Source organism: Streptococcus sp. CF7_Ac1-8, from assembly GCF_024295435.1.
Lineage (GTDB): Bacteria > Bacillota > Bacilli > Lactobacillales > Streptococcaceae > Streptococcus > Streptococcus mitis_AP.
In genome coordinates this window covers 50,564-76,799 of sequence record NZ_JANCPI010000007.1, presented here as the reverse complement: position 1 = coordinate 76,799, position 26,236 = coordinate 50,564, and the positions used below count along the sequence as shown (strand labels likewise).

The 26,236-nt window shown below is 39.7% G+C and carries 28 protein-coding genes, 1 pseudogene and 1 other annotated feature; of the genes and pseudogenes, 28 read left to right on the top strand and 1 reads right to left on the bottom strand.

Annotated features, from left to right (window positions below; genetic code table 11):
• Positions 1-2: 2 nt before the first annotated feature.
• The 17 genes from proC to NMM26_RS04910 all read left to right on the top strand — a co-directional run bounded on the left by proC (position 3) and on the right by NMM26_RS04910 (position 15,232).
• On the top strand, positions 3-800 hold the full coding sequence (gene proC, locus NMM26_RS04990) for a pyrroline-5-carboxylate reductase (RefSeq protein ID WP_254753681.1): 798 nt from the start codon (positions 3-5) through the stop codon (positions 798-800).
• 113 nt (positions 801-913) lie between these two features.
• Complete coding sequence (tmk, locus tag NMM26_RS04985) at positions 914-1,552, top strand: dTMP kinase (protein WP_000033394.1); 639 nt, start codon at positions 914-916, stop codon at positions 1,550-1,552.
• Positions 1,549-2,439: a DNA polymerase III subunit delta' gene (locus tag NMM26_RS04980; RefSeq protein ID WP_000806736.1), complete on the top strand. Its 891-nt coding sequence runs from the start codon at positions 1,549-1,551 to the stop codon at positions 2,437-2,439. The genes tmk and NMM26_RS04980 overlap by 4 nt, the downstream gene beginning before the upstream one ends.
• A gap of 38 nt (positions 2,440-2,477) precedes the next feature.
• A complete protein-coding gene (gene yabA, locus NMM26_RS04975) occupies positions 2,478-2,795 on the top strand; it encodes a DNA replication initiation control protein YabA (RefSeq protein ID WP_000358228.1) in 318 nt (105 codons plus the stop codon).
• Positions 2,796-2,797: 2 nt separating this feature from the next.
• Positions 2,798-3,667 (top strand): 16S rRNA (cytidine(1402)-2'-O)-methyltransferase, encoded by an 870-nt coding sequence (gene rsmI / locus NMM26_RS04970; protein WP_001166867.1) that lies wholly within the window; start codon positions 2,798-2,800, stop codon positions 3,665-3,667.
• Positions 3,668-3,884: 217 nt separating this feature from the next.
• Entirely contained in the window at positions 3,885-4,940 is a 1,056-nt protein-coding gene (locus tag NMM26_RS04965) for a DNA cytosine methyltransferase (RefSeq protein ID WP_000760484.1), read from the top strand.
• A gap of 2 nt (positions 4,941-4,942) precedes the next feature.
• Positions 4,943-6,343: a DUF3883 domain-containing protein gene (locus tag NMM26_RS04960; RefSeq protein WP_000285316.1), complete on the top strand. Its 1,401-nt coding sequence runs from the start codon at positions 4,943-4,945 to the stop codon at positions 6,341-6,343.
• Positions 6,340-7,380: a DNA (cytosine-5-)-methyltransferase gene (gene dcm / locus NMM26_RS04955; protein ID WP_000734158.1), complete on the top strand. Its 1,041-nt coding sequence runs from the start codon at positions 6,340-6,342 to the stop codon at positions 7,378-7,380. Before NMM26_RS04960 ends, dcm begins: the two co-directional genes overlap by 4 nt.
• A gap of 24 nt (positions 7,381-7,404) precedes the next feature.
• Positions 7,405-8,199: an abortive infection family protein gene (locus NMM26_RS04950; protein ID WP_000422393.1), complete on the top strand. Its 795-nt coding sequence runs from the start codon at positions 7,405-7,407 to the stop codon at positions 8,197-8,199.
• Between the two features lie 15 nt (positions 8,200-8,214).
• Positions 8,215-8,778, top strand: coding sequence for an SLATT domain-containing protein (locus tag NMM26_RS04945; protein WP_153226511.1), 564 nt, complete (start codon positions 8,215-8,217; stop codon positions 8,776-8,778).
• Positions 8,778-10,100 (top strand): nucleotidyltransferase, encoded by a 1,323-nt coding sequence (locus tag NMM26_RS04940; RefSeq protein WP_153226512.1) that lies wholly within the window; start codon positions 8,778-8,780, stop codon positions 10,098-10,100. The genes NMM26_RS04945 and NMM26_RS04940 overlap by 1 nt, the downstream gene beginning before the upstream one ends.
• A gap of 192 nt (positions 10,101-10,292) precedes the next feature.
• Positions 10,293-11,627, top strand: coding sequence for a methylenetetrahydrofolate--tRNA-(uracil(54)-C(5))-methyltransferase (FADH(2)-oxidizing) TrmFO (gene trmFO, locus NMM26_RS04935; protein ID WP_000083708.1), 1,335 nt, complete (start codon positions 10,293-10,295; stop codon positions 11,625-11,627).
• 83 nt (positions 11,628-11,710) lie between these two features.
• Positions 11,711-12,448: a UMP kinase gene (gene pyrH / locus NMM26_RS04930; protein WP_000002996.1), complete on the top strand. Its 738-nt coding sequence runs from the start codon at positions 11,711-11,713 to the stop codon at positions 12,446-12,448.
• Positions 12,449-12,456: 8 nt separating this feature from the next.
• A complete protein-coding gene (frr, locus tag NMM26_RS04925) occupies positions 12,457-13,014 on the top strand; it encodes a ribosome recycling factor (protein ID WP_001262225.1) in 558 nt (185 codons plus the stop codon).
• A gap of 59 nt (positions 13,015-13,073) precedes the next feature.
• Positions 13,074-13,928, top strand: a complete 855-nt coding sequence (cvfB, locus tag NMM26_RS04920; RefSeq protein WP_001095454.1) for an RNA-binding virulence regulatory protein CvfB — start codon at positions 13,074-13,076, stop codon at positions 13,926-13,928.
• Positions 13,929-13,936: 8 nt separating this feature from the next.
• Entirely contained in the window at positions 13,937-14,152 is a 216-nt protein-coding gene (locus tag NMM26_RS04915; RefSeq protein WP_001232084.1) for a YozE family protein, read from the top strand.
• An 84-nt stretch (positions 14,153-14,236) separates the two neighbouring features.
• A complete protein-coding gene (locus NMM26_RS04910) occupies positions 14,237-15,232 on the top strand; it encodes a PhoH family protein (protein WP_000658188.1) in 996 nt (331 codons plus the stop codon).
• A 56-nt stretch (positions 15,233-15,288) separates the two neighbouring features.
• Here the strand turns inward: NMM26_RS04910 and ald are convergent, their stop codons facing one another.
• The gene (gene ald / locus NMM26_RS04905; protein ID WP_000904689.1) at positions 15,289-16,401 is read right to left on the bottom strand and encodes an alanine dehydrogenase; all 1,113 of its coding nucleotides are present in this window, start codon (positions 16,399-16,401) and stop codon (positions 15,289-15,291) included.
• Positions 16,402-16,571: 170 nt separating this feature from the next.
• Here ald and NMM26_RS04900 point away from each other — a divergent pair, with 170 nt between their 5' ends.
• The 11 genes and pseudogenes from NMM26_RS04900 to NMM26_RS04850 all read left to right on the top strand — a co-directional run bounded on the left by NMM26_RS04900 (position 16,572) and on the right by NMM26_RS04850 (position 26,172).
• The gene (locus NMM26_RS04900; RefSeq protein ID WP_000443736.1) at positions 16,572-17,141 is read left to right on the top strand and encodes a GNAT family N-acetyltransferase; all 570 of its coding nucleotides are present in this window, start codon (positions 16,572-16,574) and stop codon (positions 17,139-17,141) included.
• Positions 17,142-17,207: 66 nt separating this feature from the next.
• Entirely contained in the window at positions 17,208-17,858 is a 651-nt protein-coding gene (locus tag NMM26_RS04895) for a helix-hairpin-helix domain-containing protein (RefSeq protein ID WP_000391067.1), read from the top strand.
• Positions 17,842-20,082, top strand: a complete 2,241-nt coding sequence (locus tag NMM26_RS04890) for a DNA internalization-related competence protein ComEC/Rec2 (protein WP_000942439.1) — start codon at positions 17,842-17,844, stop codon at positions 20,080-20,082. Before NMM26_RS04895 ends, NMM26_RS04890 begins: the two co-directional genes overlap by 17 nt.
• A 397-nt stretch (positions 20,083-20,479) precedes the next feature.
• Complete coding sequence (locus tag NMM26_RS04885; protein WP_000939888.1) at positions 20,480-21,067, top strand: ATP-binding cassette domain-containing protein; 588 nt, start codon at positions 20,480-20,482, stop codon at positions 21,065-21,067.
• A 3-nt stretch (positions 21,068-21,070) separates the two neighbouring features.
• Positions 21,071-22,253 (top strand): annotated as a pseudogene (locus NMM26_RS04880) (hypothetical protein).
• A 160-nt stretch (positions 22,254-22,413) separates the two neighbouring features.
• Positions 22,414-22,545 (top strand) — a sequence feature (ribosomal protein L20 leader region).
• A 15-nt stretch (positions 22,546-22,560) separates the two neighbouring features.
• The gene (gene infC / locus NMM26_RS04875; RefSeq protein WP_000848180.1) at positions 22,561-23,091 is read left to right on the top strand and encodes a translation initiation factor IF-3; all 531 of its coding nucleotides are present in this window, start codon (positions 22,561-22,563) and stop codon (positions 23,089-23,091) included.
• Between the two features lie 32 nt (positions 23,092-23,123).
• Entirely contained in the window at positions 23,124-23,324 is a 201-nt protein-coding gene (gene rpmI / locus NMM26_RS04870) for a 50S ribosomal protein L35 (RefSeq protein ID WP_001125943.1), read from the top strand.
• 51 nt (positions 23,325-23,375) lie between these two features.
• Entirely contained in the window at positions 23,376-23,735 is a 360-nt protein-coding gene (rplT, locus tag NMM26_RS04865; protein ID WP_000124834.1) for a 50S ribosomal protein L20, read from the top strand.
• Positions 23,736-23,793: 58 nt separating this feature from the next.
• Positions 23,794-24,174, top strand: coding sequence for a VOC family protein (locus tag NMM26_RS04860; RefSeq protein WP_000157153.1), 381 nt, complete (start codon positions 23,794-23,796; stop codon positions 24,172-24,174).
• Between the two features lie 248 nt (positions 24,175-24,422).
• Positions 24,423-25,223, top strand: a complete 801-nt coding sequence (locus tag NMM26_RS04855) for a dihydroorotate dehydrogenase electron transfer subunit (RefSeq protein ID WP_254753680.1) — start codon at positions 24,423-24,425, stop codon at positions 25,221-25,223.
• A complete protein-coding gene (locus NMM26_RS04850; RefSeq protein WP_176607577.1) occupies positions 25,186-26,172 on the top strand; it encodes a dihydroorotate dehydrogenase in 987 nt (328 codons plus the stop codon). The genes NMM26_RS04855 and NMM26_RS04850 overlap by 38 nt, the downstream gene beginning before the upstream one ends.
• Positions 26,173-26,236 lie beyond the last annotated feature (64 nt).

The following is a 26,236-nucleotide window of genomic DNA, read 5'->3' as shown; positions in this document are numbered from 1 at the left end:
AGATGAAGATTGGATTTATCGGTTTGGGGAATATGGGTGCTAGCTTGGCCAAGGCTGTTTTGCAGGCCAAGACGGGTGCTCAGATTCTCCTTGCCAATCGTAGCCAAGCCAAGGTAGATGATTTCATCGCCAACTTCGGTGGTCAGGCTTCCAGCAATGAAGAAATATTCGCAGAAGCAGATGTGATTTTTCTAGGAGTTAAGCCTGCTCAGTTTTCTGAACTGCTTTCTCAATACCAGACTATCCTTGAAAAAAGAGCAAGTCTTCTTTTGATTTCCATGGCAGCTGGATTGACTTTAGAAAAACTAGCAAGTCTTATCCCAAGCCAACACCGAATTATTCGTATGATGCCAAATACCCCTGCTTCTATTGGTCAAGGAGTGATTAGTTATGCCTTGTCTCCTAATTGTAGGGCTGAGGACAGTGACCTCTTTTGTCAGCTTTTAGCCAAGGCTGGTCTCTTGGTTGAACTTGGGGAAGGATTAATCGATGCAGCGACAGGTCTTGCAGGTTGTGGACCAGCCTTTGTCTATCTCTTTATCGAAGCCTTGTCAGATGCAGGTGTTCAGACGGGATTGCCACGAGAAACGGCATTGAAAATGGCAGCTCAAACCGTGGTAGGAGCTGGGCAATTGGTCTTAGAAAGCCAAGAGCATCCTGGGGTTTTGAAAGACCAAGTTTGTAGCCCAGGTGGTTCGACTATCGCTGGTGTAGCCAGCCTAGAAGCGCATGCTTTTCGAGGAACGGTCATGGATGCAGTCACTAAAGCCTACAAACGAACTAAAAAACTTGGTAAATAAGAGGTGGATTTGTCTACCTCTTTTATGGTGGTTGAAATGAGAAGAAAAAAAGATTGTCACAAACACCTATTTTTTTGATAGAATAGAAGTAGTAAAAAAGAAATGAGTTAGACATGTCAAAAGGATTTTTAGTCTCTCTTGAGGGACCGGAGGGAGCAGGAAAGACCAGTGTTTTAGAGGCTCTGCTTCCAATTTTAGAGAAAAAAGGAGTAGAGGTGCTGACGACTCGTGAACCTGGTGGAGTCTTGATTGGGGAGAAGATTCGTCAAGTGATTTTGGATCCAAGTCATACTCAGATGGATTCTAAAACAGAGCTCCTTCTCTATATTGCCAGTCGCAGACAGCATTTGGTGGAAAAGGTTCTTCCAGCCCTTGAAGCTGGCAAGTTGGTCGTTATGGATCGTTTCATCGATAGTTCCGTTGCCTATCAAGGATTTGGTCGTGGCTTGGATATTGACGCCATTGATTGGCTCAATCAGTTTGCGACAGATGGCCTCAAACCTGATTTGACCCTCTATTTTGACATCGAGGTGGAAGAAGGACTGGCTCGTATCGCTGCTAATAGCAATCGTGAGGTCAATCGTTTGGACTTGGAAGGGTTGGACTTGCATAAAAAAGTTCGTCAAGGCTACCTTTCTATTCTGGATAAAGAAGGAAATCGCATTGTCAAGATTGATGCGAGTCTCCCTTTGGAGCAGGTTGTGGAAACTACCAAGGCTGTCTTGTTTGATAGAATGGGCTTGGCCAAATGAAACAAGATCAACTAAAGTCCTGGCAGCCAGATCAGTTTGACCGCTTTGTCCGTATCCTAGAACAAGACCAGCTCAATCATGCCTACCTCTTTTCAGGTTTCTTTGGAAGCTTGGAAATGGCGCAATTTTTAGCTAAGAGCCTCTTTTGTACAGATAAAGTAGGTGTTTTACCATGTGAGAAATGCCGAAATTGTAAGCTGATTGCACAGGGAGAATTTCCCGATGTCACCTTGATTAAGCCAGTCAATCAGGTCATTAAGACAGAACGGATTCGAGAATTGGTGGGGCAGTTTTCTCAAGCAGGGATTGAAAGCCAGCAGCAGGTCTTTATTATCGAGCAAGCTGAGAAAATGCATCCCAACGCAGCCAATTCTCTGCTCAAGGTCATCGAAGAACCCCAGAGTGAGATTTACATTTTCTTCTTGACCAGTGATGAGGAAAAGATTTTACCGACAATCCGCAGTCGAACCCAGATTTTCCACTTTAAAAAGCAAGAAGAAAAACTCATCCATCAATTAGAACAAGCAGGTCTGATCAAGAAAAAAGCAACTCTTTTAGCCCAGTTTAGTCAATCGCGAGCTGAAGCAGAAAAGTTAGCCAATCAGGCAAGTTTTTGGACCTTGGTTGATGAAAGTGAACGCCTGCTGACTTGGTTAGTGGCTAAGAAAAAGGAAAGTTATTTGCAAGTTGCCAAACTAGCTAGCTTGGCAGATGATAAGGAAAAACAAGATCAGGTTTTACGGATTCTTGAAGTCCTCTGTGGGCAAGATATCCTACAAGCAAGAGTAAGAGTGATTCTACAAGATTTGCTAGAAGCTAGAAAAATGTGGCAAGCTAATGTCAGCTTTCAAAATGCCATGGAATATCTGGTCTTGAAAGAAATGTAAACTCAAAATGAACGATAAAGAAAGGAAAGGGCTGTTTTATGGACAAAAAAGAATTATTTGACGCGCTGGATGATTTTTCTCAACAGTTATTGGTAACCTTAGCCGATGTGGAAGCCATCAAGAAAAATCTCAAGAGCCTGGTAGAGGAAAATACAGCTCTTCGCTTGGAAAATAGTAAGTTGCGCGAACGCTTGGGTGAGGTGGAAGCAGATGCTCCTGTCAAGGCCAAACATGTTCGCGAAAGTGTCCGTCGCATTTACCGTGATGGATTTCACGTATGTAATGATTTTTATGGACAACGTCGAGAGCAGGACGAGGAATGTATGTTCTGTGACGAGTTGTTATACAGGGAGTAGGCATGCAGATTCAAAAAAGTTTTAAGGGGCAGTCTCCCTATGGCAAGCTGTACCTAGTGGCAACGCCGATTGGCAATCTAGATGATATGACCTTTCGAGCCATCCAAACCTTGAAAGAAGTGGACTGGATTGCGGCTGAGGACACGCGCAATACAGGGCTTCTGCTCAAGCATTTTGACATTTCTACTAAGCAGATTAGTTTTCATGAGCACAATGCCAAGGAAAAAATTCCTGATTTGATTGGTTTCCTGAAAGCAGGACAAAGCATTGCTCAGGTATCCGACGCGGGTCTGCCTAGCATCTCAGACCCTGGTCATGATTTGGTTAAGGCAGCCATTGAGGAAGAAATTGCGGTTGTGACTGTTCCAGGTGCCTCTGCAGGAATTTCTGCCTTGATCGCCAGTGGTTTAGCGCCACAGCCACATATCTTTTACGGCTTTTTACCGAGAAAATCAGGCCAGCAAAAGCAATTTTTCGACTCGAAAAAAGACTATCCAGAAACTCAGATTTTCTATGAATCGCCCCATCGTGTGGCAGATACGTTAGAAAATATGCTAGCAGTTTATGGCGACCGCTCGGTGGTCTTGGTTAGAGAATTGACCAAAATCTATGAAGAATACCAAAGAGGTACAATTTCTGAATTGCTGGAAAGCATCGCTGAAACGCCACTTAAGGGAGAATGCCTTCTCATCGTTGAAGGTGCCAGTCAGGATGTAGAAGAAAAAGACGAGGAAGACTTGTTCTTAGAAATCCAAACTCGTATCCAGCAAGGCATGAAGAAAAATCAAGCTATCAAGGAAGTAGCTAAGTTTTACCAGTGGAATAAGAGCCAGCTTTACGCAGCCTACCATGACTGGGAAGAACAACAATAAAGGGAGACAGGATTTAATAATTCTGTCTGTTTCTGTTTAACTTAATTAGTGATGATAATATTCGGAGTCTAAATCATAGAATTGATTGAGTAGTGAATAAATAAAAACAATGTTCATTCAGTTTACGTTGAATATATATAATGTACTCTATTAGAATTATTTTTAAGTACGCAGTATGGTATAATTATATATGAGAAAATAGTGTGGAGTTTATCAGTTGAAAAAATATAACATTGTAGATTTATTTTCAGGAGCAGGTGGTCTATCTTATGGATTCGAGATGGCTGGATTTAATGTTCTATTAGGAATTGATAATGACGAAAAAGCCTTAGAAACCTTTCAAAAAAATCATCAGAATTCAGAAATATTATGTGGAGATATTGCGAATATATCTTATGAGGAAGATATAAAACCAATAATTGGAGAACAAAAAATTGACATAATTGTAGGTGGTCCCCCTTGTCAGGGGATGTCGCTTTCTGGACCTAGAAAATTTGATGATCCAAGGAACAAACTTTATTTGTCTTATATTCGATTGGTTCGAGAAATAAAGCCAACTGCTTTTGTCATTGAAAATGTGATTGGGATTGTTAGTTTGTTTAAAGGGCAAATAAAAGATACTATCATAGAAGAATTTTCGAAAATGGGTTATAAGGTTCAGTTTAAAGTGTTGCTGGCCTCTGACTATGGAGTTCCTCAAAATAGAAAACGTGTTATTTTTGTGGGGACGAGGAATGATGGATTTGAATATCCTGAAGCATTGGGAACAATCATTACAACAGAGATGGCAATTTCTGATTTACCAACATTAGAAAATGAACTTGGCGAGATAGAAATGTCTTATGTTTCAGAACCACAAAATGACTATCAAAAACTAATGCGAAAACGTTCAAACGTGGTTTTGAACCACGTTGCAGCCAAGCATTCAGAAAAAGTGATAAGTACAATTGCCCTTGTCCCTGACGGTGGAAATTATAAAAATCTCCCAGAGGAATTACGAGAAACAAGAAAATTTAATGTCGCTTGGACACGATTTGCTAGTTGGAAGCCAGCTCCTACGATTGATACGGGGCATAGACATCATTTCCACTATAAGTATAATCGTGTGCCAACAGTGAGGGAATCTGCTCGTCTACAATCTTTTCCAGATGATTTTATCTTTTACGGAAGTAAAACACAGCAATTTAGACAAGTTGGTAATGCTGTTCCTCCTTTAATGGCTCAGCAGATTGCAAACAATTTACTGAAATATTTAAAAAATAACGAAGAATAACTATGTATCAAGTTCCAGAGAAATATTATTTTAGACTACATCACCCAAGACCTCGTTTTAAAAATGATGTCGAAAATGTACTTGTTTATATGGCAACGAATATTTCTTATTTGGGAATATTGCCTAAAAAGGAATTTAGTCAGCAACTAAATGACATTATCAAACAATATGCAGGAAATGCAGATAAAACAGAGAAAACAATCAATAACTGGCGAACAGAGATTTCTTCTTTGTTTGGAATGATGATTGAGAAAGAGGGCTTTGTCTATTCAGGAAATAGGGCTAAGGAATTGACTGAAGACCAAGACCTTATTCGCTTTTTTAAAACCTTTTTGTATAATTTTGAATATCCTGGTGGGCATCTAAAAGATAACGAGATTGTTAAACTTTGTCAAATCGGAGTTCAATTTAAGCCAGCTCAGTATCTACTGGAACTATTTACAGAAGCCTCACAAGCTGAAGAAAAAACTATTTACCTCACCGATGAAGAAGTCGCCCATTGTATCTTTAATGATTTGAGATGTACTCGTGATAGAGAGCCTGTTTTGGAAATATGGAATCGTATCAAAGAGAATAGAGCGTCTAAAGTAGCTTACGATACTAAAGGAGATGTTATTCGATATGCCAAAGATATTTTAGATTACATGGTTATAGCGAGTTTACTAACTGTTCAAGGTGGTAGGTATAAAATAAATTCTATGGAAGAGCAAGCAATAAATGACTTTTTGCAATCAGATGCTACCTTTGATGGCTATGCTCAATTTATTGGAAATGCTTCTACAACAATTGAAGATGTTCGAAATTTTAGAAGTGCTTGGTTCGAATATGTCAATCGTGATTTAGGAGATATTGATTTTAGGACAAACTTTAATCTCTACCTTCCAAGTGATATTGATTTTACTGAAGAGAAAACAGATATTATCGGACATCTAACTGAACACATCGAATACAGCGAGAAAATCTCTACCGCTGTTGTAGGGAGTTCGGGAGAAGCTATTGTTATCAATCATGAAAAACAAAAATTACGAGAACATGGGCAAGAACAGTTGCTCCATCTGGTGAATTTTATTCCAACACAGTTTGGTGTCGGCTACGATGTTCAATCTTTTGAGTGTGATGATTCTGAGCTGAGAAAGTATATTGAAGTCAAAACAACTGTCAGCAATGCTTCTATTACTTTTAATTCGTTTCATATCACACCGAACGAATGGCGAACTGCTAAATCTGTGCGTGATAGATACTATATTTATCGTTTGCAGATTTCTAAACATAGCAAAAAATTGTTTATTATCAAGAATTTGTATGAGTTAGTCAAAAATGAGAAGATGCTTCTGATTGAGAGAAAAGATGGATATGATGTCCGTTTTTCATCGTCAGTTGGCTTTGAGGAGAATTTAATTTGAAGAAACTAAAAATTGCCTCTCTTTTTAGTGGAGGAGGTGGAACGGATATTGGTTTTGCTGGTGGATTTGATTTTTTAGGTAAACATTATGCCGATAATCAAATTGAGATTGTCTATGCAAATGATATTGAAGACAGTGCCAATAAAATGTTTGAAAAGAATTTTGGTGTTACTCCAGACAATCGAAATATCCGAGAAATAAAATCAGATGAAATCCCATCTTTCGATATTTTAACGGGAGGTTTTCCTTGTCAATCATTTTCTGTTAGTGCTCAAAATCCGAAACGCTTAGGAATAAAAGACGAAAAAGGGACATTGTTTTTTGAGATGGTGCGAGTGTTAAAAGCTCATCAACCAAAAGCATTTTTTGCCGAAAATGTTAAGGGAATTTTGTCTGCAAACAATAAAGAAGCCTTTCCTCTAATTATTGAAGAGTTCGAAAAAGCTGGTTATAATGTTTCTTATAAACTTTGCGTAGCCACCAAATACGGCGTTCCGCAAAAGAGAGAGCGAGTGTTTATTGTTGGTATTCGAAAGGATTTGAATTTTACTTTTGAATTTCCTGAAGAGCCTATTCAAAATGTAGAAGATTATACACCACTAAAAGTAATTCTTCAGCAAGATATTGATGAAAAGTATTATTTTAGCGAGAGGGCTGTGCAAGGAATGCTAAATAGTAAATCTGGCAAAAAAATGAATAAAGGACGAGCACAAGACATTGAACAGCCGAGTAATACGGTTAGTTCTCATTTAGCAAAAGTATCCTTAAATAGCACTGACCCTGTTTTGTTAGAAAATGGACGTTACCGTCGCTATACTCCAAGAGAGGTTGCACGTATTCAGTCGTTTCCAGAAAACTATGAATTGCTTGGTTCAGAAGGTGCTCAATATAGAATGCTGGGGAATGCTATTCCACCAGTAATGATGTGGTATATTGCTGAAAAGTTAGTGTCAGATTTACGAAATAGTGATGTAATTGCAAAGCAACAGAAACTCGAAGAAAGTTTTGGTCAACTGGATTTGTTTGAAGCGAGTTGATGTTTTAAATCTAGGGAACTTGATATGGAATTAAATTTTCAAGATAAGAGTTTTATAAAAGTATTTTTTAATAGTGACGGTTATGTATTAAATTTTTCTAACTCTACTTTTGCTAATTTTACTTTTAATTCAGTAGGAGTAAATATTCAAGAGAAATATGGAGGTTCAAAAGGGAAAGCTTTACAGGCTTTTGTAGATAACGAACCAGATGAACTGGTTTTAAAATTAGCTTTAGATTTACTTAGATATTATGAAGACCTTCCTGACTCATATTACGAGAAAACTGAAGAGAGGAACTCTCAGGCATTGAAATTGAAAGAGAGACTTTCGAAGTATGAAGTCTCACAAATGGCCTACTTAAATAATGTTGCTGAATCTTTATCTGACTATTTTGATAGCGACTATATAGATAAGCAAATGGGGATTATGAATGAAATGATTTCTCGCTCTCCAGCGGACGCTATTGGAAAAGCTAAGGAATTGTTGGAATCATGTTTTAAACATATTTTAGAACATGAAAAAATTGAGTATTCTAATTCTAATGATATTGCAACTTTGCAAAAGAAAGTCTTTAAATTTTTAAACTTGGATTCTAATGAAAATATTTCAGCAAAAAATAATCAAGATGTAAAGCTAGTTCTAAGTAGTTTGAATCAAATTATCAAGGGTATTAACAGTCTTAGAAATGATAAAGGTGATGGTCATGGTAAGGGAGCTAACTTTATAGAATTGCCACCAAGGTATGCTTCAGTTGTTGTAGGATCTGCATTAACGGTAGTGTCATTTGTTTGGGAAACATACCAAGATAAGCAAAAATAGTAAGGAGGAGGTTTAATGTCGAAAAATCAAGAAAAATTACACTTTCAACTTAAAAAATTTATAGTAAATGTAGGTTGGACTCATAAAATTCATGCGGTTAGAATGGACGAGTTAGAAAGCTATATTCGATGGTTTAGAATAGCAATAATAATCATTTCTGGAGTTGTCTCTTCTGGCTTAGTTGGAATACTTTGGTTTGATGAATATTGGATAAAGCTTGTTACAGCATTTTTATCATTAGTCACTACAATAATTTTTAGCATCACCAAGGAGTTTAACTTTGAGGAACGACTAGCTTTGGAGAGGAAATCTGTTGATGAGCTTTGGAATCTTAAAGTGTTAGCTGAAATTCTTTTATCTGAGGTGGTTTACAATGGAAAACCATCAAGTGAAATCCAAGAATCTTTCGAAGAATTAAAATTTCGAAGAGATGCTACTTATAGTCAACTTTCTAATGCTTCTCCCAAAAATGTATCCAAGGCTTCAAAACTAATAAAATCGAGAAAAGATAATGATTATGAGGAAGATTATAGATACTTTATTCCAAAAGAATTGATGGAAATTAAGGAGGAAGAGTAATGTCTTTATCTAATGATTTTAAAGAATTTTGCGAAGACGAACTCCCCATGACGGACGAGGAATGGGAAAAATGGAAGAATAGATTAAAAGAGATTACGAAACGACTTAATCGAAAATACTATTCCTTAGATGAGCTTGAAGATGAAGAAATTGACAATGGTTTGATTGTTGGTAGTGTGGGGAGAACGACGGCTGTTCGAAATGTTAGTGATTTTGATTATATTTTTTCACTACCCTCAGAAGTGTATAGACGATTTGATTCTTATGAGGGTAATGGTCAATCAGCACTTCTACAGGAAATAAAAAACGAATTACTAAAAAGATACCCAAATACAAAAATAAAAGGAGACGGACAGGTCGTTGTTATTGATTTTTCGGATGGTGGAAAAATTGAGTTAGTTCCAGCTTTCGAACAATCTGATGGTAATTTTAAATATCCTGATTCTCGTAACGGAGGCTCTTGGAAAACTACTAAACCAAAGCCTGAAATTGAAAAATCTAAATCTTTAAATTCGAATTTTAATAATCATTTTTCTAACTTAACAAGGCTCATACGACAATGGAAAAATCATATGGGCTTTTCATTTAAGGGGTTGTTGATAGATACTTTGATATCTGATTTAATTGATGATAAAGGTATTTCTGAAATATATTACTCTGATTACAATATTCTCTTGAAAGATATTTTTGAATACTTTTCAAACCAAGATAAAAATAGAGAGTATTGGTATGCTTTAGGTAGTAATCAAAAGATTTATAATAATGATGGAGCAAAATTTGTCAATAAAGCTAAGCAAGCTCTAAAGAAAATAGAAGACGCTTCAGAAGAGAAACTTACTGAAGTTTATAGACAGCTATTTGGTAGAAAATTCGCTCAATCCACTTCTACAACAAATCGAGCTTCGAATGAAGAATTTATTGATGAATTGTTTAATGTTAATATCGAATATAATATTGTTTTGGAGTGTGAAATTACACAAGATGGTTTTCGAAAAGCACTTCTTTCAGACTTTTTAAAAAGTAGATTTAAGATTAAAAATAGAAAATCTCTTGATTTTGAAATTATAAAATCAGATATTCCAGATAATCTTTTGTCTGATGTTAAATATTATTGGAAAGTAAGAAATATTGGAGCTGAGGCGATTAGAAGAAATTGTGAGCGTGGTGCTATTTTTTCAGGTAAAATAAAACATCACGAAGATTCTCAGTTTAAAGGAGACCACTATGTTGAATGTTATGCTGTTTTAGATAATACGGTTATAGCAAGAGATAGAATAACAGTCCCTATCGATCCGTTACGTGGAAGAGATTTTATAGAGTAGCATATAATTGATTTTTAATTGGAATACTCACTATCTCTTTACATCAAGAAAATGACTAAACAGGGAAGTTTGCCTTCTTCCCTTTTTTTGTTATACTAGTAGAAGAAAAAATAGAAAGATTTGTGGGTGTTAAACAAGCCAGTGCCTTGTTTTGATATGAACTTAGGTTCCACCCAAAGAGGTATTAGTGTCGTGTCTCAATCTTATATCAATGTTATCGGTGCTGGTTTGGCAGGGTCAGAAGCAGCCTACCAAATCGCAGAACGTGGTATTCCAGTTAAACTTTATGAAATGCGTGGTGTCAAGTCAACACCTCAGCACAAAACAGACAATTTTGCAGAGTTGGTTTGTTCCAATTCTCTTCGTGGGGATGCTTTGACAAATGCAGTGGGTCTCCTCAAGGAAGAAATGCGTCGCTTGGGTTCTGTTATCTTGGAATCTGCTGAGGCTACACGTGTTCCTGCAGGTGGTGCCCTTGCGGTTGACCGCGATGGTTTCTCCCAAATGGTAACCGAAAAAGTTGCCAACCACCCCTTGATTGAAGTGGTTCGTGATGAAATTACAGAATTGCCGACAGATGTTATTACAGTTGTGGCGACTGGTCCCTTGACCAGTGATGCTTTGGCTGAAAAGATTCATGCCCTTAATGACGGCGATGGTTTCTATTTCTACGATGCGGCAGCGCCTATTATCGATGTCAACACCATTGATATGAGCAAGGTTTATCTCAAGTCTCGTTATGACAAGGGAGAGGCGGCCTACCTCAATGCCCCTATGACTAAACAAGAGTTTATGGATTTTCATGAAGCCTTGGTCAATGCGGAGGAAGCACCGCTCAATTCTTTTGAAAAAGAAAAATACTTTGAAGGATGTATGCCTATCGAAGTCATGGCCAAACGTGGCATTAAAACCATGCTTTATGGTCCGATGAAGCCAGTCGGACTTGAGTATCCAGACGACTACACAGGACCTCGTGATGGCGAATTCAAAACACCTTACGCGGTTGTCCAACTTCGTCAGGACAATGCGGCTGGTAGCCTCTACAATATCGTCGGTTTCCAGACCCACCTCAAATGGGGAGAACAAAAGCGTGTTTTCCAAATGATTCCAGGTCTTGAAAATGCTGAGTTTGTTCGCTATGGTGTCATGCACCGCAATTCTTACATGGATTCACCAAATCTTCTTGAACAGACCTATCGTTCTAAGAAGCAACCAAATCTCTTCTTTGCTGGTCAGATGACGGGTGTGGAAGGCTATGTTGAATCAGCAGCATCAGGCTTAGTTGCGGGGATTAACGCGGCTCGACTCTTTAAGGGTGAAAGTGAAGCAATCTTCCCAGAGACAACAGCGATTGGAAGTCTAGCTCATTACATCACTCATGCGGACAGCAAACATTTCCAACCAATGAATGTCAACTTCGGAATTATAAAGGAGTTGGAAGGCGAGCGTATCCGTGATAAGAAGGCTCGTTATGAAAAAATTGCAGAGCGTGCCCTTAACGATTTAGAGGAATTTTTAACTGTCTAATTTTTTTGAAAGAATTGCTCATGATACTATAAAAATCTTAGAAATTGTGATAAAATAGGTAGGATAAAAAAAGGAGAGTGAAAATGGCGAATCCCAAGTATAAACGTATTTTAATCAAGTTATCAGGTGAAGCCCTTGCCGGTGAACGTGGCGTAGGGATTGATATCCAAACAGTTCAAACAATCGCAAAAGAGATTCAAGAAGTTCATAGCTTAGGTATCGAAATTGCCCTTGTTATTGGTGGAGGAAATCTCTGGCGTGGAGAACCTGCTGCAGAAGCAGGAATGGATCGCGTTCAGGCAGATTACACAGGAATGCTTGGGACTGTTATGAATGCTCTTGTAATGGCCGATTCATTGCAACAAGTTGGTGTTGATACGCGTGTACAAACAGCGATTGCCATGCAACAAGTGGCAGAGCCTTATGTCCGTGGACGTGCCCTTCGTCACCTTGAAAAAGGCCGTATCGTTATCTTTGGTGCTGGAATTGGTTCACCTTACTTCTCAACAGATACCACAGCGGCTCTTCGTGCAGCTGAAATCGAAGCAGATGCCATTCTTATGGCTAAAAACGGTGTCGATGGTGTTTACAATGCCGATCCTAAGAAAGACAAGACAGCCGTTAAGTTTGAAGAATTGACCCACCGTGACGTTATCAATAAAGGTCTTCGTATCATGGACTCAACAGCTTCAACCCTCTCAATGGATAACGACATTGACTTGGTTGTCTTCAACATGAACCAACCAGGCAACATCAAACGTGTCGTATTTGGTGAAAATATCGGAACAACAGTTTCAAACAATATCGAAGAAAAGGAATAAGAAAGATTATGGCTAACGCAATTATTGAAAAAGCTAAAGAGAGAATGACCCAGTCTCACCAATCACTTGCTCGTGAATTTGGTGGTATCCGTGCAGGTCGTGCCAATGCAAGTTTGCTGGACCGTGTACATGTAGAATACTATGGAGTAGAAACTCCTCTTAACCAAATCGCTTCCATTACGATTCCAGAAGCGCGTGTTTTATTGGTAACACCATTTGATAAGTCTTCATTGAAAGATATCGAACGTGCCTTGAACGCTTCTGATCTTGGTATCACACCAGCTAACGATGGTTCTGTGATTCGCTTGGTTATCCCAGCTCTTACAGAAGAAACTCGTCGTGACCTTGCTAAAGAAGTGAAGAAGGTCGGCGAAAATGCTAAAGTGGCTGTCCGCAATATCCGTCGCGATGCTATGGACGAAGCTAAGAAACAAGAAAAAGCAAAAGAAATCACAGAAGACGAATTGAAGACTCTTGAAAAAGACATTCAAAAAGTAACAGACGATGCTGTTAAACACATCGATGACATGACTGCCAATAAAGAAAAAGAACTTTTGGAAGTCTAAAAATAAACAGAAAAACTCAGTTGGCATTGCTGGCTGAGTTTTATTCGAAAGAAGGAAATATGAATACAAATCTTGCAAGTTTTATCGTTGGACTCATCATCGATGAAAACGACCGTTTTTACTTTGTGCAAAAGGATGGTCAAACCTATGCTCTTGCTAAGGAAGAGGGTCAGCATACAGTAGGGGATACGGTCAAAGGTTTTGCCTACACGGATATGAAGCAAAAACTCCGCTTGACTACTCTAGAAGTGACTGCCACTCAGGACCAATTTGGTTGGGGAACTGTAACGGAAGTTCGTAAAGACTTGGGTGTCTTTGTGGATACAGGCCTTCCTGACAAGGAAATCGTTGTGTCACTCGATATTCTCCCTGAGTTCAAGGAACTCTGGCCTAAGAAAGGCGACCAACTCTACATCCGTCTTGAAGTGGACAAGAAAGATCGTATCTGGGGCCTCTTGGCTTATCAAGAAGACTTCCAACGTCTGGCTCGTCCTGCTTACAACAACATGCAGAACCAAAACTGGCCAGCCATTGTATACCGCCTCAAGCTGTCAGGGACCTTTGTCTACCTGCCAGAAAATAACATGCTTGGCTTTATCCATCCTAGCGAGCGTTACGCAGAGCCACGTTTGGGGCAAGTATTAGATGCGCGCGTTATTGGTTTCCGTGAAGTGGACCGTACCTTGAACCTTTCCCTTAAACCACGTTCTTTTGAGATGTTGGAAAATGATGCTCAGATGATTTTGACTTATTTGGAAAGCAATGGCGGTTTCATGACCTTAAATGATAAGTCATCTCCAGACGACATCAAGGCAACCTTTGGCATTTCTAAAGGTCAGTTCAAGAAAGCACTTGGTGGTTTAATGAAGGCTGGTAAAATTAAGCAAGACCAGTTTGGGACAGAGTTGATCTAGGGTGACTTATGAGAAAATCATTTTACACTTGGCTCATGACCGAGCGCAACCCTAAAAGTAACAGTCCTAAAGCTATCTTGGCGGATCTCGCTTTTGAAGAGTCAGCCTTCCCAAAACACACAGATGATTTTGATGAGGTGAGTCGCTTTTTGGAAGAACATGCCAGTTTCTCTTTTAACCTAGGAGACTTTGACGCCATCTGGCAAGAATATTTAGAACACTAGCATGATTCACTGGGTTTGGGCTAGTAATTTCTCCCCCCCTTTGCTATAATAAAAAGAAATAAAAGGATTAGAGAGGTTCTTTATTTGAAGGAACATTCAATAGACATTCAACTGAGTCATCCAGATGACCTGTTTCATCTTTTTGGTTCCAATGAACGCCATCTCCGTTTGATGGAAGAAGAGCTTGATGTGGTGATTCATGCTCGTACGGAGATTGTCCAGGTTTTGGGAGAAGAGTCTGCTTGTGAGGAAGCCCGTCAGGTTATCCAGGCTTTGATGGTCTTGGTAAATCGTGGGATGACCGTTGGTACGCCAGATGTGGTAACTGCAATTAGCATGGTCAAAAACGATGAAATTGATAAATTTGTCGCCCTTTACGAAGAAGAAATTATCAAGGACAATACAGGGAAGCCTATTCGTGTCAAAACTCTAGGTCAAAAGCTTTATGTGGATAGTGTCAAACAGCACGATGTGACCTTTGGAATTGGGCCAGCAGGTACAGGGAAGACCTTCCTTGCAGTGACCTTGGCTGTGACAGCTCTTAAACGTGGTCAGGTTAAGCGGATTATCCTAACACGCCCGGCAGTGGAAGCTGGCGAGAGTCTAGGTTTTCTTCCGGGTGATCTTAAAGAGAAGGTAGATCCTTACCTTCGACCTGTTTATGATGCCTTGTATCAGATTCTGGGAAAAGACCAGACGACTCGTCTCATGGAGCGTGAAATTATCGAGATTGCACCTCTTGCCTACATGCGTGGACGGACCTTGGATGATGCCTTTGTCATTCTCGATGAGGCGCAAAATACGACCATCATGCAGATGAAGATGTTTTTGACTCGTTTAGGTTTTAATTCTAAGATGATTGTCAATGGAGATATCAGTCAGATTGACCTTCCGCGTAACGTCAAGTCCGGTTTGATTGATGCTCAAGAAAAACTCAAGAACATCCATCAGATTGACTTTGTTCACTTTTCAGCTAAGGATGTGGTTCGCCATCCTGTTGTCGCTCAGATTATCCGAGCTTATGAACCAGCTCCAGTAAAAAAAGAAGAGAGTGAAGAAGTCCAAGAAGAAACAGAATAGCAAAAAAGAGCAGTTCAGGTGGAATTGCTCTTTCTTTTATCTGATAATTAGATTTTTTAGATTAGTTCATCAATTGGAGTATGTTTTTTATCGAGACCTTGGGCTACTGGAAGACTGGTTAAGTAACCTTGATAAGTAGTAACACCTTGGCGCAAGCCCTCATCCTCAGAGATTGCTTGTACAAAACCTTTACCAGCCAAAGCTTCGATATAAGGAAGAGTGACATTGGTTAGGGCAATGGTTGAAGTACGAGCAACCGCACCAGGGATATTGGCAACGGCATAGTGGAGTACACCGTGTTTTTCATAGACAGGCTCATCGTGCGTTGTCACACGGTCAGCTGTCTCGATAACGCCACCTTGGTCAACGGCAACGTCAACAATGACTGAACCTGGACGCATTTGCTTGACCATCTCATCTGTCACCAATTTCGGTGCCTTGGCACCTGGGATGAGAACCGCTCCGATCACCACATCCGCATCTCTCACACTGGCTTCAATGTTAAATGAATTGGACATAAGGGTTTGGATTTGATGGCCAAAGACCTCTTCGAGATCTGAGAGACGTTTAGCACTGATATCAAGGATGGTTACTTGAGCACCAAGACCAAGGGCAATTCGAGCAGCATGAGTCCCTACGACACCGCCACCGATGATGCTTACTTTCCCTTTAGGCACACCCGGTACACCACCCAGTAGGACGCCAGAACCTCCTGCTTGCTTGGTTAGGAAATGGGCGCCGATTTGGACTGCCATACGGCCTGCAACCTCACTCATAGGAACGAGGAGTGGTAACTGATTTTGGGAATTACGGACAGTTTCATAGGCAATCCCAGTTGTTTTTGCTTCCAACATAGCATCTGCTAATTCTGGAGCAGCGGCCATGTGCAAGTAGGTAAAGAGAAGCAGGTCGTCGCGCAAGTAACCATATTCAGAATCTAGAGGTTCTTTTACCTTTACGACCAACTCAGCAGCCCAGGCCTCACCAGCAGTAGCGACAATTTCAGCTCCTTGCTTTTGATAGTCAGCATCAGTAAAGCCAGAACCGAGACCAGCATTTGTTTCGATAAGGACGCGATGACCACGGCCGACTAAGCTGTGGACACCAGCAGGTGTTAGGGCAACACGGTTTTCATTATTCTTAATTTCTTTTGGAATTCCGATTAACATAGAGAAAAACTCCCTTTCTATTGACGGGTTGTAAATGATTTATCACATTATCTATAAAATAAGGTGATGATTTTATTCTATATGAAACCGCTTTAAAAAGCAAGAAAAATTTGTTGTAATTTATTTTTTATGCTAGACTGGTAGAAAATATTTTTAAATGGAGGAGAAGTATGGAATCAATCTTTTTAAAACTATCCCAGTATCCAATAATGGAGACTAAGCGTTTATTGCTTAGACCTGTAACTTTGGATGATGCGGAAGCAATGTTTGCCTATGCTTCGGACAGAGAAAATACACGTTACACTTTTCCAACCAATCAAAGCTTGGAAGAAACCAAAAATAATATTGCTCAGTTCTACTTGGCCAATCCCTTGGGACGCTGGGGAATAGAACTAAAAAGCAATTGTCAGTTTATCGGAACCATTGATTTGCACAAGATTGATCCTGCTCTTAAGAAGGCAGCTATTGGCTACATTATCAATAAAAAGTATTGGAATCAAGGATTGACGACAGAAGCCAACCGTGCCGTGATTGAGCTAGCTTTTGAGAAGATAGGGATGAATAAGTTGACTGCCCTTCACGATAAGGACAATCCTGCATCTGGAAAGGTCATGGAGAAATCAGGCATGCGTTTTTCCCACGAAGAATCTTATGCTTGTATGGACCAGCATGAAAAAGGTCGAATCGTTACAAGAGTTCATTATGTCTTGACCAAGGAAGACTATTTTGCAAATAAATAAGCAGTTGAGAAGAATTTTTCAACTGTTTTTTCTTCCTTTTACGAATAATCTAAGAGAGGAGAAAATATGGAAGAAATTATCGAGAAAATCAAAGAGTATAAAATCATTGTCATCTGTACTGGTCTAGGCTTGCTTGTTGGCGGATTTTTCCTGCTGAAGCCAACTCCACAAACACCTGTCAAGGAAACGAATTTGCAGGCAGAAGTAGCAGCTGTTTCCAAGGATTCGGTATCCGAAAAGGAAGTGAAGAAGGAAGAAAAGGAAGAACCTGTTGAACAAGAACTAATCACAGTAGATGTGAAAGGCGCTGTCAAATCTCCAGGTATTTACGATTTGCCGGTAGGTAGTCGGGTCAATGATGCGGTTCAAAAGGCTGGTGGCTTGACAGAGCAAGCAGACAGCAAGTCGCTCAATCTAGCTCAGAAAGTCAGTGATGAGGCTCTGGTTTACGTTCCCACTAAGGGAGAAGAAGCAGCTAGTCAACAGACTGCTTCTGGGACAGCTTCTTCAACAAGCAAGGAAAAGAAAATCAATCTCAACAAGGCCAGTCTGGAAGAACTCAAGCAAGTCAAGGGTCTGGGAGGAAAACGAGCCCAGGATATTATCGACCATCGCGAAGCAAATGGCAAGTTCAAGTCAGTAGACGAGCTCAAGAAGGTCTCTGGCATTGGTGCCAAGACCATAGAAAAGCTAAAAGACTATGTTACAGTGGATTAAAAACATCCCCACTCCCCTAATTTATCTGAGTTTTCTATTGCTTTGGCTTTATTACGCTATTTTCTCAGTATCCTATCTTGCTTTATTGGGCTTTGTTTTTCTGCTAGTCTGTCTCTTTATCCAATTTCCTTGGAAATTAGCAGGTAAAGTTCTAGTGCTTTGTGGAGTCTTTGGATTCTGGTTCCTGTTTCAAAATTGGCAACAGAGTCAAACTAGTCAAAATCTGGTGGATTCTGTTGAAAGGGTACAGATTTTGCCTGACACTATTAAGGTAAATGGCGATAGTCTGTCCTTTCGTGGTAAGTCTGATGGACGCATTTTTCAAGTCTATTATAAACTCCAGTCCGAGAATGAAAAAGAGCAATTTCAAGCCTTAACAGATCTTCATGAGATAGAACTAGAAGGAAAACTTTCGGAGCCAGAGGGGCAGAGGAATTTTGGTGGATTTAACTATCAAGCCTATCTGAAGACTCAGGGAATTTACCAGACTCTCAATATCAAAAAAATCCAGTCACTTCAAAAGGTTGGCAGTTGGGATATAGGAGAAAATCTGTCGAGTTTACGCCGTAAGGCTGTGGTTTGGATTAAGACGCACTTTCCAGATCCTATGCGCAATTACATGACGGGGCTTCTATTAGGACATCTGGACACCGACTTTGAGGAGATGAATGAGCTTTATTCCAGTCTAGGAATTATCCATCTTTTTGCCTTGTCAGGTATGCAGGTAGGCTTTTTCATGGATGTTTTTAAGAAACTTCTCTTGCGATTGGGCTTGACCCAAGAAAAGTTGAAATGGCTGATCTATCCCTTTTCCCTTATCTATGCGGGACTAACAGGATTTTCAGCATCAGTTATTCGCAGTCTATTGCAGAAGCTACTGGCTCAACATGGTGTTAAGGGTTTGGATAATTTTGCCTTGACTGTGCTTGTACTCTTTATTATCATGCCCAACTTTTTCCTGACTGCTGGAGGAGTTTTGTCCTGCGCTTATGCTTTTATCTTGACTATGACCAGCAAAGAAGAGGAGGGGCTCAAGGCTATTGCCAGAGAAAGTTTAGTCATTTCCTTAGGAATATTGCCCATTCTATCCTTCTATTTTGCAGAATTTCAACCTTGGTCTATCCTTTTGACCTTTGTCTTTTCCTTTCTATTTGACTTGGTCTTCTTACCGCTCTTGTCTATCTTATTTGCCCTTTCCTTTCTCTATCCAGTCATTCAGTTGAACTTTATCTTTGAATGGTTGGAGGGAATGATTCGCTTGGTATCACAGGTGGCAAGTAGACCTCTGGTCTTTGGACAACCCAATGCATGGCTTTTAATCCTATTGTTAATTTCCTTGGCTTTAGTTTATGATTTGAGGAAAAACATTAAAAAGCTAACAGTATTGAGCTTATTGATTACAGGTCTTTTTTTCTTGACCAAGTATCCACTGGAAAATGAAATCACCATGCTGGATGTCGGGCAAGGAGAAAGTATTTTCCTACGGGATATAACTGGTAAAACCATTCTCATAGATGTCGGTGGCAAGGCAGAATCTGATAAGAAAATCGAAAAATGGCAAGAAAAGGCGACGACCAGCAATGCCCAGCGAAGCTTGATACCCTATCTTAAAAGTCGTGGAGTAGCCAAGATCGACCAGCTAATTTTGACCAACACAGACAAGGAGCATGTTGGAGATTTATTGGAGGTGACTAAGGCATTCCATGTAGGGGAGATTTTAGTATCAAAAGGCAGCCTGAAACAGAAGGAATTTGTAGTGGAACTACAAGCGACTCAAACCAAGGTTCGTAGTGTGTCATTGGGAGAAAACTTGCCGATTTTTGGAAGTCAGTTAGAAGTCCTATCTCCAAGGAAAATTGGAGATGGAGGGCACGATGATTCCCTGGTTCTTTATGGGAAACTTTTGGATAAGCACTTTCTCTTCACAGGAAATTTGGAGGAGAAAGGAGAGAAGGAATTGCTGAGGCAATATCCTGACTTAGAGGTGGATGTTTTGAAAGCTGGCCAACATGGTTCTAAAAATTCATCAACTTCAGCCTTTTTAAAACATCTCAAACCAGAGATCACTCTCATTTCAGTTGGAAAGAATAATCGAACGAAACTCCCCCATCAGGAAACCTTGACTCGACTGGAAACTATCAATAGCAAAGTATATCGAACTGACCAGCAAGGAGCTATACGCTTTAAAGGGTGGAATAGTTGGAAAATAGAAAGCGTTCGATAGGAAGGATAAATACTATATATTAGTAAAATAAACTAAAAATCTGTTGCATAATAATGATAAAAACGATATAATGAAAGCGTCCTCAATATTAATGATATAAAACCATTAAAAATTAGTAAAAACCGTTTAATTAGTTAGTTTATGATCTATTGGTTTTTTCAGTCCAGTGTATCTACTGTGAGCGTCTTTAAAACTTATCGGTATGCTTGAAATACCTACTATAGGTCTAGTATGAATTACTACAGATATAGCTATATTAACGTTCTGTCATGATCTCGTTATTATAGCTATTCTGAGTATAAAGTTGGTTCTGGTTTGAATTACAATCGTTATGAGGTACTAAACTACTACAGCGGAGGCTATTAATCCTTAAAGAGTGATAAAAGGAGGGCTAGATATGTTGCAGCTTACTCATGTGACCTTAAAAACGCGACAAGTCATCTTACAAGATGTTGATTTTACATTTGAAAAGGGTAGGATTTATGGTATTCTTGCTATCAATGGCTCTGGAAAGACGACCCTGTTCCGCGCCATTAGCAATTTAATTCCTATAAGTAGTGGAAATATCGCAGCCCCTCCTTCTTTATTTTATTATGAAAGCGTTGAATGGCTGGATGGAAACTTAAGTGGGATGGACTACCTTCGTCTTATCAAAAACATCTGGAAGTCAGGTCTGAACTTGAGGGATGAAATTGCCTATTGGGAAATGTCAGACTATATCAGCCTTCCTATTCGCAAGTATTCCTTAGGCATGAAGCAACGCTTGGTGATTGCCATGTATTTCCTCAGTCAGGCGAAATGCTGGCTTATGGATGAGATTACAAATGGCTTAGATGAGTATTATCGACAGAAGTTTTTTGATAGGCTAGTACAAATCGATAGACAAGAACAGCTGGTTCTTTTAAGTTCCCACTATAAGGAAGAGTTGGTTGATGTCTGCGATAGAGTAGTAACCATTCATCAGGGGCAGATAGAAGAGGTTTAGTTTATGAAAGATGTTAGTCTATTTTTATTGAAAAAAGTTTTCAAAAGTCGCTTAAACTGGATTATCTTAGCTTTATTTGTATCTGTACTCGGTGTTACCTTTTATTTCAATAGTCGGACTGCAAACTCAGTCAGCTTGGAGAGAGTTGGAAACCCGTCTTGTAAAAGATGAGAGAGTCATCAATGAATATGAAGAGAAACTCTCCCAAATATCTGATACCAACTCGGAGGAATACCAGACTGCTAAAATTAATTTAGAATCGCAAAAAAATCTTTTGACTCAAAAGAAAGAAATTCTGGCTTTGTTAAAAGAAGGACGATGGAAAGAAGCCTACTATTTGCAGTGGCAAGATGAAGAGAAGAATTATGAAAGGATATCAAATACCCCGACTTCTAGCTCTGAAATAAAAATGGGGGCTGACCGCGAGCGAAAGATTTACCAAGCCTTATATCCCTTGAACATAAAAGTGCACAATTTAGATTATCCGACCCACGGGATTGATCAGATTGTCTGGATTTTAGAGGTTATCATCCCAAGCTTGTTTGTGATTGCTATTATTTTTATGCTAACGCAACTATTTGCAGAAAGATATCAAAATCATTTGGACACAGCTCAGTTATATCCTTTTTCAAAAGTGACATTTGCAATATCTTCTCTTGGAGTTGGAGTGGGATATGTAACTGTGCTGTTTATCGGAATCTGTGGATTTTCTTTTCTAGTGGGAAGTCTGATAAGTGGTTTTGGACAGTTAGATTATCCCTACCCGATTTATAGCTTAGTGAATCAAGAGGTAACTATTGGAAAGATACAAGATGTGTTATTTCCTGGCTTGTTATTAGCTTTCTTAGCCTTTATCGTCATTGTGGAAGTTGTGTATCTGATTGCTTACTTTTTCAATCAAAAAATGCCTGTACTCTTTCTTTCACTCATTGGGATTGTTGGCTTATTGTTTGGCATCCAAACAATTCAGCCTCTTCAAAAGATTGCACATCTGATTCCCTTTACTTACTTACGTTCAGTGGATATTTTATCTGGAAGATTACCTAAGCAAATTGATAATGTCAATCTGAATTGGAGCATGGGGATGGTCTTACTTCCTTGCCTGATTGTCCTTTTGTTAGTGGGGATTCTATTTATCGAAAGATGGGGAAGTTCACGGAAAAAGGAAGTTTTTAATAGACTCTAGCTTTCCTATACAGAAAATAAGAAAAAACTAACATAGAGAGGGAATCACCTTGGTTCTCTCTTTTTGATTCGAAAACCAAGACAAACTGCAAACAGAAACTTTTCAAAAAAATAACTTTTTATCTTGACAAGGGCTAGAAAACTTGGTATCATATAAAAGTTGAGAAAAGCAGAAGTGAGAGCTTCTCGCCTTGTGACATCAAGTTGCCTGGCCCTACGGATGAAAAGTTTCTAAGAAACGCTATCATAACGTGCGGGCTTGTATATTTACGAGTCCGCTATTGTTTTTCTCTAATAAAACAAAAGAGGTGAAAACCATAGCAAAGCAAGACTTATTCATCAATGATGAGATTCGTGTACGTGAAGTTCGCTTGATCGGTCTTGAGGGAGAACAGTTAGGTATCAAGCCACTCAGTGAAGCGCAAGCTTTGGCTGATAACGCTAATGTTGACCTAGTGTTGATTCAACCCCAAGCCAAACCGCCTGTTGCAAAAATTATGGACTACGGTAAGTTCAAATTTGAGTACCAGAAGAAGCAAAAAGAACAACGTAAAAAACAAAGTGTTGTTACCGTGAAAGAAGTTCGTCTAAGTCCAACGATTGACAAGGGTGACTTTGATACAAAACTTCGCAATGCACGCAAATTCCTTGAAAAAGGAAATAAAGTTAAGGTATCTATTCGCTTTAAGGGTCGTATGATTACCCATAAAGAGATTGGTGCAAAAGTTTTAGCCGAGTTTGCTGAAGCAACTCAAGATATTGCCATCATCGAACAACGTGCTAAAATGGATGGACGTCAAATGTTCATGCAATTGGCGCCAGCGACTGACAAAAAATAATTGTCAGAAAGTTAAATAAAGGAGAAAAAATCATGCCAAAACAAAAAACACACCGCGCATCAGCTAAACGTTTCAAACGTACAGGTTCTGGTGGACTTAAACGTTTCCGTGCTTACACTTCTCACCGTTTCCACGGAAAAACTAAGAAACAACGTCGTCATCTTCGTAAAGCATCTATGGTGCATTCAGGAGATTACAAACGTATCAAAGCAATGCTTACTCGCTTGAAATAATAGCTTGACTGTAAGTAAACAATTCTAGGAAATATTTGGAGGAAATAAAACATGGCACGTGTTAAAGGTGGCGTTGTATCACGCAAACGTCGTAAACGTATTCTTAAATTAGCAAAAGGTTACTATGGAGCTAAACACATCTTGTTCCGTACTGCAAAAGAACAAGTAATGAACTCTTACTACTATGCATACCGTGACCGTCGTCAGAAAAAACGTGACTTCCGCAAATTGTGGATCACTCGTATCAACGCGGCAGCTCGTATGAACGGACTTTCATACTCACAATTGATGCATGGTTTGAAATTGGCTGAGATCGAAGTTAACCGTAAAATGCTTGCTGACTTGGCTGTTAACGATGCAGCAGCTTTCACAGCTCTTGCAGATGCAGCGAAAGCAAAACTTGGTAAATAATAACAGATAAGACTGGAACAGGATTGTCCCAGTCTTTTTAAAAATAAAGGAGAAAAATATGGCTTCAAAAATGCTACACACTTGTTTACGAGTAGAAAATCTTGAAAAATCAATTGCATTTTATCAAGATGCTTTTGGTTTTAAAGAATTGCGCCGCAGAGATTTTCCAGATCATGCCTTCACGATCGTTTATCTAGGACTTGAGGGTGACGACTATGAGTTGGAGTTGACTTACAATTACGATCACGGTCCTTATGTGGTTGGAGATGGATTTGCCCATATCGCCCTAAGTACCCCTGATCTTGAGGCGCTTCATCAAGAGCACAGTGCCAAAGGTTATGAAGTTACTGAGCCAAATGGTCTACCAGGAACTGCACCTAACTATTACTTTGTCAAGGATCCTGATGGATATAAGGTAGAAGTCATTCGTGAAAAATAATCTCATGAAGTCAAGTGGAATGTTCGTTTTCTACTTGACTTTTTTAAGCTGAAAGAGTATACTAGTAAAAATTTAACCTTTAAGGGGAGTCCCGAGAGACTCACAAGGTGTCAGATAAAAGAATAGTACAATTTTCTAGAGGAGTCTTTTTGAGTGTGCTCTCTTGTGTTGTACGATTTTAACTGAGGCCTTGCACAAGCAAGGTCTTTTCTTTATCTGGTCCCCTTAAAATTTAAGGAGGAAAAGTCATGAATCCCACATGTAAGAAACGTTTGGGTGCAATTCGTTTGGAAACCATGAAGGTGGTCGCACAAGAGGAAATCGCGCCAGCAATCTTTGAATTAGTCCTAGAAGGGGAAATGGTTGAGGCTATGCGAGCAGGCCAATTTCTTCATCTTCGTGTGCCTGATGATGCCCATCTTTTGCGTCGCCCTATTTCAATTTCGTCTATTGATAAGGCAAATAAGCAGTGTCATCTTATTTATCGAATTGAAGGGGCTGGGACAGCTATTTTCTCAACCTTAAGTCAGGGAGATACTCTTGATGTGATGGGTCCTCAGGGAAATGGTTTTGACTTGTCTGACCTAGATGAGCAGAGCCAGGTTCTCTTAGTTGGAGGTGGGATTGGTGTTCCGCCCTTGCTTGAAGTAGCCAAGGAATTGCATGCACGTGGTGTGAAAGTAGTGACTGTCCTCGGTTTTGCGAACAAGGATGCTGTTATTTTAGAGACGGAATTGGCCCAATATGGGCAGGTCTTTGTAACGACAGATGATGGTTCTTATGGTATTAAGGGAAATGTTTCCGTTGTTATCAATGACTTAGACAATCAATTTGATGCTGTTTACTCATGTGGGGCGCCTGGAATGATGAAGTATATCAATCAAACCTTTTATGACCACCCAAGAGCTTATCTATCTCTGGAATCTCGTATGGCTTGTGGGATGGGGGCTTGCTATGCCTGCGTCCTAAAAGTGCCAGAAAGCGAGACGGTTAGCCAACGCGTCTGTGAAGATGGGCCTGTTTTCCGCACAGGAACAGTTGTATTATAAGGAGAAAATCATGACTACAAATCGTTTACAAGTTTCTCTACCTGGTTTGGATTTGAAAAATCCTATCATTCCAGCATCAGGCTGTTTTGGTTTTGGACAAGAGTATGCCAAGTACTATGATTTAGACCTTTTGGGTTCTATTATGATCAAGGCGACAACCCTTGAACCACGCTTTGGCAATCCAACTCCAAGGGTAGCAGAGACACCTGCTGGTATGCTCAATGCAATTGGCTTACAAAATCCTGGTTTGGAAGTTGTTTTGGCCGAAAAGTTACCTTGGCTGGAAAGAGAATATCCAAATCTTCCTATTATCGCCAATGTTGCGGGTTTTTCAAAACAAGAGTATGCTGCTGTTTCTCGAGGAATTTCTAAAGCAGCTAATGTAAAGGCTATCGAGCTCAATATTTCTTGCCCCAATGTAGATCACTGTAATCATGGACTTTTGATTGGTCAAGATCCAGATTTAGCTTATGATGTGGTGAAAGCGGCTGTGGAAGCCTCTGATGTACCAGTTTATGTCAAACTAACCCCTAGTGTGACCGATATCGTTACTGTCGCAAAGGCAGCAGAGGATGCGGGAGCAAGTGGCTTGACCATGATCAATACTCTAGTTGGTATGCGCTTTGACCTCAAAACCAGAAAACCAATCTTGGCAAATGGAACAGGTGGAATGTCTGGTCCAGCAGTCTTTCCAGTAGCCCTCAAACTCATCCGCCAAGTAGCCCAAACAACAGACCTGCCTATTATTGGAATGGGAGGAGTGGATTCGGCAGAAACTGCCCTAGAAATGTATCTGGCTGGAGCCTCTGCTATCGGAGTTGGAACAGCCAACTTTACCAATCCATATGCCTGTCCTGATATCATCGAAAATCTACCAAAGGTTATGGACAAATACGGCATTAGTAGTCTGGAAAATCTCCGCAAGGAAGTAAAAGAGTCTCTGAGATAAACTGCAATCAATCTGTTCTTGATTTTTTATCAGTTTGTAATGTTGATTATAGAGAATTTTGATA

Excerpts from the sequence above, each read along its gene's own strand:
- NMM26_RS04885 (WP_000939888.1), top strand. The coding sequence starts at position 20,480 with ATGTTGCAGCTTACTCATGTGACCTTAAAAACGCGACAAGTCATCTTA.
- proC (WP_254753681.1), top strand. The coding sequence starts at position 3 with ATGAAGATTGGATTTATCGGTTTGGGGAATATGGGTGCTAGCTTGGCC.
- NMM26_RS04915 (WP_001232084.1), top strand. The coding sequence starts at position 13,937 with ATGAGAAAATCATTTTACACTTGGCTCATGACCGAGCGCAACCCTAAA.
- NMM26_RS04945 (WP_153226511.1), top strand. The coding sequence starts at position 8,215 with ATGTCGAAAAATCAAGAAAAATTACACTTTCAACTTAAAAAATTTATA.
- NMM26_RS04860 (WP_000157153.1), top strand. The coding sequence starts at position 23,794 with ATGGCTTCAAAAATGCTACACACTTGTTTACGAGTAGAAAATCTTGAA.
- NMM26_RS04850 (WP_176607577.1), top strand. The coding sequence starts at position 25,186 with ATGGGCCTGTTTTCCGCACAGGAACAGTTGTATTATAAGGAGAAAATC.
- NMM26_RS04940 (WP_153226512.1), top strand. The coding sequence starts at position 8,778 with ATGTCTTTATCTAATGATTTTAAAGAATTTTGCGAAGACGAACTCCCC.
- NMM26_RS04960 (WP_000285316.1), top strand. The coding sequence starts at position 4,943 with ATGTATCAAGTTCCAGAGAAATATTATTTTAGACTACATCACCCAAGA.
- NMM26_RS04950 (WP_000422393.1), top strand. The coding sequence starts at position 7,405 with ATGGAATTAAATTTTCAAGATAAGAGTTTTATAAAAGTATTTTTTAAT.
- ald (WP_000904689.1), bottom strand. The coding sequence starts at position 16,401 with ATGTTAATCGGAATTCCAAAAGAAATTAAGAATAATGAAAACCGTGTT.
- NMM26_RS04895 (WP_000391067.1), top strand. The coding sequence starts at position 17,208 with ATGGAAGAAATTATCGAGAAAATCAAAGAGTATAAAATCATTGTCATC.
- pyrH (WP_000002996.1), top strand. The coding sequence starts at position 11,711 with ATGGCGAATCCCAAGTATAAACGTATTTTAATCAAGTTATCAGGTGAA.
- rpmI (WP_001125943.1), top strand. The coding sequence starts at position 23,124 with ATGCCAAAACAAAAAACACACCGCGCATCAGCTAAACGTTTCAAACGT.
- cvfB (WP_001095454.1), top strand. The coding sequence starts at position 13,074 with ATGAATACAAATCTTGCAAGTTTTATCGTTGGACTCATCATCGATGAA.
- tmk (WP_000033394.1), top strand. The coding sequence starts at position 914 with ATGTCAAAAGGATTTTTAGTCTCTCTTGAGGGACCGGAGGGAGCAGGA.
- rsmI (WP_001166867.1), top strand. The coding sequence starts at position 2,798 with ATGCAGATTCAAAAAAGTTTTAAGGGGCAGTCTCCCTATGGCAAGCTG.
- NMM26_RS04980 (WP_000806736.1), top strand. The coding sequence starts at position 1,549 with ATGAAACAAGATCAACTAAAGTCCTGGCAGCCAGATCAGTTTGACCGC.
- NMM26_RS04855 (WP_254753680.1), top strand. The coding sequence starts at position 24,423 with ATGAATCCCACATGTAAGAAACGTTTGGGTGCAATTCGTTTGGAAACC.
- NMM26_RS04890 (WP_000942439.1), top strand. The coding sequence starts at position 17,842 with ATGTTACAGTGGATTAAAAACATCCCCACTCCCCTAATTTATCTGAGT.
- rplT (WP_000124834.1), top strand. The coding sequence starts at position 23,376 with ATGGCACGTGTTAAAGGTGGCGTTGTATCACGCAAACGTCGTAAACGT.
- frr (WP_001262225.1), top strand. The coding sequence starts at position 12,457 with ATGGCTAACGCAATTATTGAAAAAGCTAAAGAGAGAATGACCCAGTCT.
- yabA (WP_000358228.1), top strand. The coding sequence starts at position 2,478 with ATGGACAAAAAAGAATTATTTGACGCGCTGGATGATTTTTCTCAACAG.
- NMM26_RS04900 (WP_000443736.1), top strand. The coding sequence starts at position 16,572 with ATGGAATCAATCTTTTTAAAACTATCCCAGTATCCAATAATGGAGACT.